General features: G+C 65.1%; 9 protein-coding genes. 1 reads left to right on the top strand and 8 read right to left on the bottom strand.

What is annotated here, in order from left to right:
* The 8 genes from QZY06_RS02190 to QZY06_RS02225 all read right to left on the bottom strand — a co-directional run.
* On the bottom strand, positions 1–682 hold a 682-nt coding region (locus QZY06_RS02190; protein ID WP_295679595.1), incomplete at its 3' end, for an alpha/beta hydrolase.
* A 55-nt stretch (positions 683–737) separates the two neighbouring features.
* Positions 738–2,198: an alginate export family protein gene (locus QZY06_RS02195; protein WP_295679597.1), complete on the bottom strand. Its 1,461-nt coding sequence runs from the start codon at positions 2,196–2,198 to the stop codon at positions 738–740.
* Positions 2,180–2,587 carry a DoxX family membrane protein gene (locus QZY06_RS02200; RefSeq protein WP_295679599.1) on the bottom strand — a complete coding sequence of 136 codons (408 nt, stop codon included), beginning with the start codon at positions 2,585–2,587 and terminating at the stop codon, positions 2,180–2,182. Before QZY06_RS02200 ends, QZY06_RS02195 begins: the two co-directional genes overlap by 19 nt.
* Positions 2,584–3,300, bottom strand: a complete 717-nt coding sequence (locus QZY06_RS02205) for a YoaK family protein (RefSeq protein WP_295679600.1) — start codon at positions 3,298–3,300, stop codon at positions 2,584–2,586. The genes QZY06_RS02200 and QZY06_RS02205 overlap by 4 nt, the downstream gene beginning before the upstream one ends.
* 2 nt (positions 3,301–3,302) lie before the next feature.
* Complete coding sequence (locus tag QZY06_RS02210) at positions 3,303–5,159, bottom strand: amidohydrolase (protein ID WP_295679602.1); 1,857 nt, start codon at positions 5,157–5,159, stop codon at positions 3,303–3,305.
* Positions 5,156–5,431 carry a XapX domain-containing protein gene (locus QZY06_RS02215; RefSeq protein ID WP_295679604.1) on the bottom strand — a complete coding sequence of 92 codons (276 nt, stop codon included), beginning with the start codon at positions 5,429–5,431 and terminating at the stop codon, positions 5,156–5,158. The genes QZY06_RS02210 and QZY06_RS02215 overlap by 4 nt, the downstream gene beginning before the upstream one ends.
* A gap of 86 nt (positions 5,432–5,517) precedes the next feature.
* Complete coding sequence (locus QZY06_RS02220) at positions 5,518–6,222, bottom strand: hydrolase (RefSeq protein WP_295679607.1); 705 nt, start codon at positions 6,220–6,222, stop codon at positions 5,518–5,520.
* 92 nt (positions 6,223–6,314) lie between these two features.
* The gene (locus QZY06_RS02225) at positions 6,315–7,037 is read right to left on the bottom strand and encodes a pirin family protein (protein WP_295679610.1); all 723 of its coding nucleotides are present in this window, start codon (positions 7,035–7,037) and stop codon (positions 6,315–6,317) included.
* A gap of 103 nt (positions 7,038–7,140) precedes the next feature.
* Here QZY06_RS02225 and QZY06_RS02230 point away from each other — a divergent pair.
* Positions 7,141–7,570, top strand: a 430-nt coding sequence (locus QZY06_RS02230) for a LysR family transcriptional regulator (RefSeq protein ID WP_295679612.1), incomplete at its 3' end; no start/stop codon positions are given.

The following is a 7,570-nucleotide window of genomic DNA, read 5'->3' on the forward strand; positions in this document are numbered from 1 at the left end:
GCACGATCTGATCGTCGTCGCCGTGGACGATCAGGGTCGGCACGTCGATCTTCTTCAAGTCGTCGGTGTAGTCCACTTCCGAGAACTGCTTGATGCAGTCGTACTGGCCCTTGATGCCACCCATCAGGCCCTGCTGGGTGAACGATTCGCGGATCGCTTCGGAGGCCTTGGCACCGGCCCGGTTGTAGCCGTAGAACGGCATCGACAGGTCCTTGTAGAACTGCGCGCGGTTGTCGAGCACGCCCTTGCGGATGTCGTCGAACACCTGCATCGGCACGCCATGGGGATTGCCGGCGGTCTTCAGCATCAGCGGCGGTACGGCACCGATCAGCACCGCCTTGGCGACACGGCCTGTGCCGTGACGGCCGATGGTGTGCGCCACTTCGCCACCGCCGGTGGAGTGGCCGATCATCACGGCGTCCTTGAGATCGAGCGCGTTCATCAGCGCGGCGAGATCGTCGGCGTAGGTGTCCATGTCGTTGCCGGTCCAGGTCTGATCGGAACGGCCGTGGCCGCGCCGGTCATGGGCGATCACCCGATAGCCGTGCTCGCCGAGGAACAGCATCTGTGCGTCCCAGGCATCGGCAGACAGCGGCCAGCCGTGGCTGAAGATTACCGGCTGGCCGCTGCCCCAGTCCTTGTAGAAAATGTTGGTGCCGTCTTTCGTCTTGATGAAGCTCATGGGTTGTGTCCTGTTCTGAGTGATGGAAGTGGAGTCACGATGAAGCCTGTTCGAACTACCAGGTGAAGGTCGCCCAGCTGCCGAGAAAATCGACGTCGCTGCCGTCCGCCGCGCGCACGTAGTCGCTGGCGAACAGATGCACGTACGAAGCCGTCCAGACCCAGTGCCGGCCGGCCTTCCAAGTCAAGGCTGCCTCTGCCGTGTTGCCGATATAGCGCGATGCGCCTGGCACCGGCTGCAGTTCGATGTTGCCGGCGGGGCCATAGACACCATCGTTGAGACTGGCGCGCCAGAGCAGATCGACGGCAAGGGTGGCGGTCAGCGAGCGCGTCGGCACCAGCTGCAGCGAGGGATGCAGATCGGCGATGTTGGTCGGGCGGATGATGCTGGCGTCGTTGAAGTAGCCGGACTTGAAGTACAGCGGATTGAAGCCGCCGTAATGGCCTTCCGGCCCCTTGGAATCACCGCTGGCGTAGTCGGCCTTGAGGCCGAGGCGCGGCTTCCAGGGCAGTGAGCGGAAGCTGTATCCGGTGTCGGTGGCGATGGTCCAAGCGCGGATGTCGCGGTTGCCGAAGGTCCCGAACTGCGCGATCGGTTCCCAGTCATAGCTCCAGCCGCCAGCAGTTCCTGAGAGCCGCGTGCCGATGCTGTGGCGATCCTCGGCGGCGCTGCCGCGGATGTAGCGCCGGCTGTCGTAATGGGCGCCGAGGTAGTACAGGTCGATGGTCGCCGGCAGGCTCAGGCGAGTCGGTATCGAGCTGTAGACGCCCCACAAGCTCTGACCGTCGTTCTCGCCATCGAACTGATGTCGGGACTCCTGTCCCGGCCGCACCAGGAAGGCATAGAGCCGCGCGGTGCCCTGTGCGGCGATGATCTGCACACCATCGAACTTGTACGGCACGTTCGGCGCCGCGCGGGTCGCGATCAGCCGCGCCGAGCCGTAGTTCATGCTGAAGCGGCCGGCGCGGGCGATCACTTTCGGCCCGTCCGGCGAAGGTTCGCCGAACGTGTAATCGACGAAGGCCTGCTGCAGATCGAGCGGGTTCTGGTTGATCGGCGAAGCACTGTCGCGATCGCCGAACTGCAGCGCCGACAGGCCCTGGACGAAGAAGCGCAGCCGCTCGTTGACGTGCAGATCGGCATGCAGCGCGATCCGCTGCAGCAGATAGGACAGATCGTCCGGCTCACCGCTGGTGCCGAAGCCAGCGTTGTCGAACTGCTCGTAGCGTTCGCGCAGTTCGCCGCCGAAGCTCAGGTAGCTGTGCGGATCGCTCGCGCTGAGCGCGATGTACTTCGCTGAGTCGAAAAAATCAATGCGATTGAGAGGATCGGCGAGGCTGTCGTAGCGCTCGTTGAAGCGCAGCAAGGTATACGGCGGTGGATGCGGATCCGGTGCTGCAGCGTTGGTGTATTCCGACAGCACCGAGGTCGCCGGATCGACGCTTGCCGGCTCCGCCGCTGCCAGCCCGAAGGCCGGCAGCGCGAGGGCGATGAGGCTCAGCGCGCGGGCGTGCATGGCGTGTTTGCCGCCCGCGATTGCATGGCGATCAAGGCGATCAGCAGGAAGCCGCCGACCAGGCCGGCGTGTTCGAGAAAGGCATTGAGATTGTGGAAGCGCTCGATGCCGCTCATCGTCCAGAACGGATGGCCGATGAGCGTGGCGATCACCGTGAAACCCGCCAGTGCCGCTGCGCCGAGTGCGGCCATGCGGCCTTGTGCGAACAGCACCAGCGCCGAGCCACCGAGCTGCACCGCGATCGTCGCCGCTGCGAACAGTGCCGCCGGTTGCAGGCCGAAGTGCTGCTGCTCGGCGATCGCCGCCGGGAAGTCGATCAGCTTGGCCATGCCGCTGTAGACATAGGCCAGACACAGCCCGGCGCGGGGTAGCCAGAAGGCGGCGCTCATGAGCGAACTTCCGGAGCAAGAGCCAGGCGGGAGACCAGAACGATGGCCAGCATCGGCAGCAGCAGGCAGACGATGCCGATCTGCATCAGCAGTACCGCACCGGCCGCGGCGCCGACCGCGAAGGCGAGCACTGGCGGCCACATCTTGCTGATGCGGGCCTTGGTCACGGCGCGGTTGTCGGCATTCGAGCCGCGCAGCAGATCGACGCTGTCGATCACCACCTGGGTGACGTTGCCGGTCATCACCGTGGTTGGCGACAGGCTGGTGAAGATCAGCCGAGACGCCGCGTTCTGCACGCCCATCGCGGCAACGCCGAGCAGGCCGGCGATCACCGCGCCCGGGGCATCGGCATGGAGGATTGGCGCCGCCAGCAGTGCTGCGACGAGGAAGCCGCCGAGCAACACGATCTGCGCCCACAGCACCGGCGTCAGCGAACGCCGCTGCCGGCGCTCCCGTCTGCGCACGAAGGCCGTGGTCATCGCCACCGCGGCGATGAACACCGGCAGCGCCAGCAGCTTGGCGAGCACGCCGGCATGGGCGGGCTGCACCAGGGACGCGCCGATCAGCACGAAGTTGCCGGTGACGTGCGCGGTGAACAGGCCGAACAGCGCGATGAAGCCGACGGTATCGACATAGCCGGCGACGAAGCTCAGCAGCGGTGCAACGGTGCCCGGACGGGCAATAGCAGTCTGTTGGATGGAGTTGGCGGCCATGATCAGAACGCCCAGCAGGAGCAACCGAGCGCACCCCAGAAACCATTCTGGTCGTCGGTCGCGGTGGTGACGGCGCGGCCATGGGCATGGCCGTGGACATTGCAGCTCGATGCACAAGCGCAGCTGGCCTGCGCCATCGCGTGCGTCGCTTCCCGGTCCGGCTTGTAGTACTTGCTGCCGAAGTTGACTGGCGACCAGTCCGGCATCGCGGGCGGCAGCGCCGGCGCCAGCGGCTTGAACTCGTCATCGCCATAGACCGGCTTGCCGCCGACCACGGTCAGTACCGAGACCAGGTTGCGGATCTGGTCTTCCGGCACGCTGAAGTAGTCCGCCGACAGCAGCGCGAAATCGGCAAGCTGGCCGATCTTGATCTGGCCTTTCGCACCTTCCTCGTTCGAGAACCAGGCGTTGGCTTTGGTGTACATCGTCAGCGCGGTTTCGCGATCGACGAGATTGGCCGGCGGATACAGGCGCGTGCCGCCCACGGTCTTGCCGGTCGACAGCCACCACAGCGCGTTCCAGGGATCGTAGCTGGCGACTCTCGTGGCATCGGTGCCGGCACCGACGTGGACGCCCATCTCCAGCATCCGCTTGTACGGCGGCGTGCGTTCGACGGCTTTCGCGCCATAGCGCTCGATGAAGTATTCGCCCTGATAGGACATCCGATGCTGGATCGCGATGCCGCCGCCAAGTTGGGCGATGCGCTCGATGTTGCGATCGCTGACCGTTTCGGCGTGATCGAAGAACCAGTGCAGGCCATCGAAGGGAATCTCGAGGTTGACCTTCTCGAACACGCTCAGCGCGCGGCCGATCGATTCGTCGTAGGTCGCATGCAGACGGAACGGCCAGCGGTTGCTGACCAGCACGCGGACCACCGCTTCAAGCTCGTTCTCCATGCCGGCCGGCAGCTCCGGGCGCGGCTGGCGGAAGTCCTCGAAATCCGCCGCCGAGAACACCAGCATTTCGCCAGCGCCGTTGTGGCGATACATCGCATCGCCCTGGCCTGGCTTCACGAGCGTGGCCCAGTGGCTGAAGTCGGAAACTTCTTCCTTCGGCTTCTGGGTGAACAGGTTGTAGGCGATGCGCAGGGTCAGCTCGCCAGAGGCGTGCAGGTCTTCGATGACCTGGTAATCGTCCGGGTAATTCTGGAAGCCGCCACCGGCATCGACGACGCTGGTGACGCCGAGGCGATTCATCTCGCGCATGAAATGGCGGGTCGAATTGCGCTGGTATTCGATCGGCAGCTTCGGGCCTTTGGCGAGTGCCGAGTACAGCAGCAGCGCGTTCGGCTCGGCGAGCAGCAGGCCGGTGGGCTCGCCACGACTGTCCTTGACGATCCAGCCGCCGGGCGGGTTCGGCGTGTCCCGCGTGTAACCGACGGCGCGCAGCGCGGCAGCGTTGAGCAGCGCGCGGTCGTAGAGATGGAGGATGAACACCGGTGTGTCCGGTGCCGCGACGTTCAGCTCGTCGATGGTCGGCAGCCGCTTCTCGGCGAACTGCCATTCGGTGAAGCCGCCGACCACGCGAATCCACTGCGGTGCCGGTGTGCGAGCTACTTGATCGCGCAGCTTGCGCATTGCATCGGCGAGCGACGGCACGCCATCCCAACGCAGTTCGAGGTTGTAGTTGAGGCCGCCGCGGATGACGTGGATGTGCGAGTCGATCAGGCCGGGAATCAGGCGACGCTTCGCCGCATCGACGATCTGCGTATTGCTTCCCGCGAGCTTCATCACCTCGTCTTCGGTACCGACGGCAACGAAGCGGCCATCGGCAATCGCCAGGGCATTGGCTTGCGGATTCTGGCGATCAAGCGTGGTGATCTTCGCGTTGCGAACGATGAGGCTCGGTGCGGTGCTCATGCCGCTTCTCCCGGCTCGCGCGGCTTCACCGTGGCATTGCCCGGCAGTTCGCCGAACACGTGCTCACCGCATTGCGCCTTGACCCAGCTGACCGTCACCGGCTCCCTGGCCACGAACACACGCTTGACCAGCGGCACCGCTTGTTCGCCAAGCAGGATGCCCATCAGCCCGAGCAGGGCGATCACCGGCGGGGCCGGCGAGCGCACGTTCAGCAGCGCGTAGATCGCGCCGACCAGCAAGCCGGCAGCGAGCGACAGCAGATACATCTTCATGGCGAGGTCTCCAGAATCGTGATGTGCAGCCTTCGGGCCGCGGACGATCGAACCAGCCTCTGGCCGATCGTCCGGGGCGAACTCGCTCAGCCGTGCGCGGCAGGCGCCGGGATCGCGTAGGGCGAGAGCACCGTCGGCGGTGCGCCGTGGACCATCGTGTAGGCGTACTCGACGCCGGCACCATAGGCACCGCAATGCGTCTTGACGATGTCCATCACCGCGTCGTAGGTATCGCGCTGCGCCCAGTCGCGCTGCCATTCGAGCAGGGTCGACAGCGCGGTGACCGGCTTGGCACCGGCCTGGTAGACGCGCTTCATGGCGTTGTCGTGGGCCAGCAGGCTGACATCGCCGCAGCAGTCTTCGGCGACATAGATCTCGTAGCCATCGTGGATCGCCTGCACGGTCGGCAGGGCGACGCAGGTTTCCGTCCACAGGCCGGTCAGCACGATCTTCTTGCGGCCAGTCTTCTCGATCGCGGCGACGAAGTTGGCGTCGTCCCAGGAGTTCATCGAGGTGCGCTCGATCGGCTCGACGCCGGGCAGCGCCGCCAGCAACTGCGGCCAGGTGTTGCCGCTGAACGACTTGCTCTCGACGGTCGACAGCACCACCGGAATGCCGAACACCTGGGCTGCCTTGGCCAGAAGAACGTTGTTGTTGATGATCGTCTGGCGATCGTGGCTGGAGACGCCGAACAGCATCTGCGGCTGCAGGTCGATCATCGCCAGCACGCAGTTGTCTGGCGTCAGCAGGCCCTTTTCGGAGCGCTTGGCGAGTGTGTTGGTTTGCGACATGGTGGTTTCCCCTTTGTATGGTCTGAGGTGCTGCGGTTGCTGCGTTGGCAAGGTCCAGCCCGGCTCTGTTCGAGCCGAGCCGGGTGTTTGAATCAGGACGTGCGCTGCGGATTGGCGCCGGGCAGATCGAAGACCAGCACTTCGGCATCGCTGCCATCGCTGAGGCTCAGTTCGCCCAGCGCTTCGATCTTCAGCGCGTCACCGGCGGCGAGCCTCACGCCGTTGGCGGTGACCGTACCGCGAGCCAGATGCACGTAAGCGCGGCGGCCGGCGGCCAGGCTCAGGGAGGCGGTCTCGGCGCCATCGAACAGGCCGGCGTAGAGGCGGGCGTCCTGGTGCAGCAGCACCGAACCTTCGGCCTGATCCGGCGATGCGATCAGGCGCAGGCGGCCGCGCTTTTCGGCTTCCTCGAAGCGCTGCTCCTCGTAGCTCGGTGCGATGCCCTGCTGGTTCGGCTGGATCCAGATCTGCAGGAAGTGCACCGGCTTGGCCTGCGAAGGATTGAACTCGCTGTGGCGCACGCCGGAGCCGGCGCTCATCCGCTGCACGTCACCGGGGCGGATCACCGAACCGTTGCCGAGCGAATCCTTGTGCGCCAGCTCGCCGGACAGCACGTAGCTGATGATTTCCATGTCGCGATGGCCATGGGTGCCGAAGCCGTTGCCCGGCTGCACACGGTCTTCGTTGATGACGCGCAGCGGGCCGAACTCGACGTGCTCGGCGTCGAAGTAGTCGCCGAACGAAAAGCTGTGGTGGGAATTCAGCCAGCCGTGATCGGCGTGGCCGCGTTCGTTGCTGAGTCTGATCTGGTTCATGGCCTTGTCTCCGGTGGGTGTGGAAGCAAGATAGAACTCGGGGATCGGATAAAAAAGCTCGATTTTCGGATGCCATCAATCAACAAACTTGATAATTTGGAGCATGGCACTCGCAAGAACCTCGCTCGAACAATGGGCCGTGCTGGCCGCGGTGATCGATCACGGCGGCTACGCGCAGGCGGCAGCGGCGCTGAACAAGAGCCAGCCGGCAGTGAGCTATGCAATCGCCCGGCTGCAGGAAGCGCTGGACGTGCCGCTGCTGGTCGTCGAAGGCCGCAAGGCGGTGCTCACCGAACACGGCCGCGTGCTGCTGCAGCGTGCCCGGCCGCTGCTGCGCGAGGTCGAAACCCTGGAATTGCTGGCGCGCAAGCTCAAGCAGGGCTGGGAGCCCGATCTGCGGCTGGTGGTCGACGTGGCCTTTCCGCGTGATCTGCTGATGAACATCGTTGCCGAGCTACAGCAGCTTTGTCCGAGCACCCAGATGCAGGTGTCCGATGCCGTGCTGTCCGGTGCCGAGCAGGCGATCGAAGACA

The sequence above is a fragment of the uncultured Nevskia sp. genome, from assembly GCF_903885465.1.
GTDB lineage: Bacteria > Pseudomonadota > Gammaproteobacteria > Nevskiales > Nevskiaceae > Nevskia.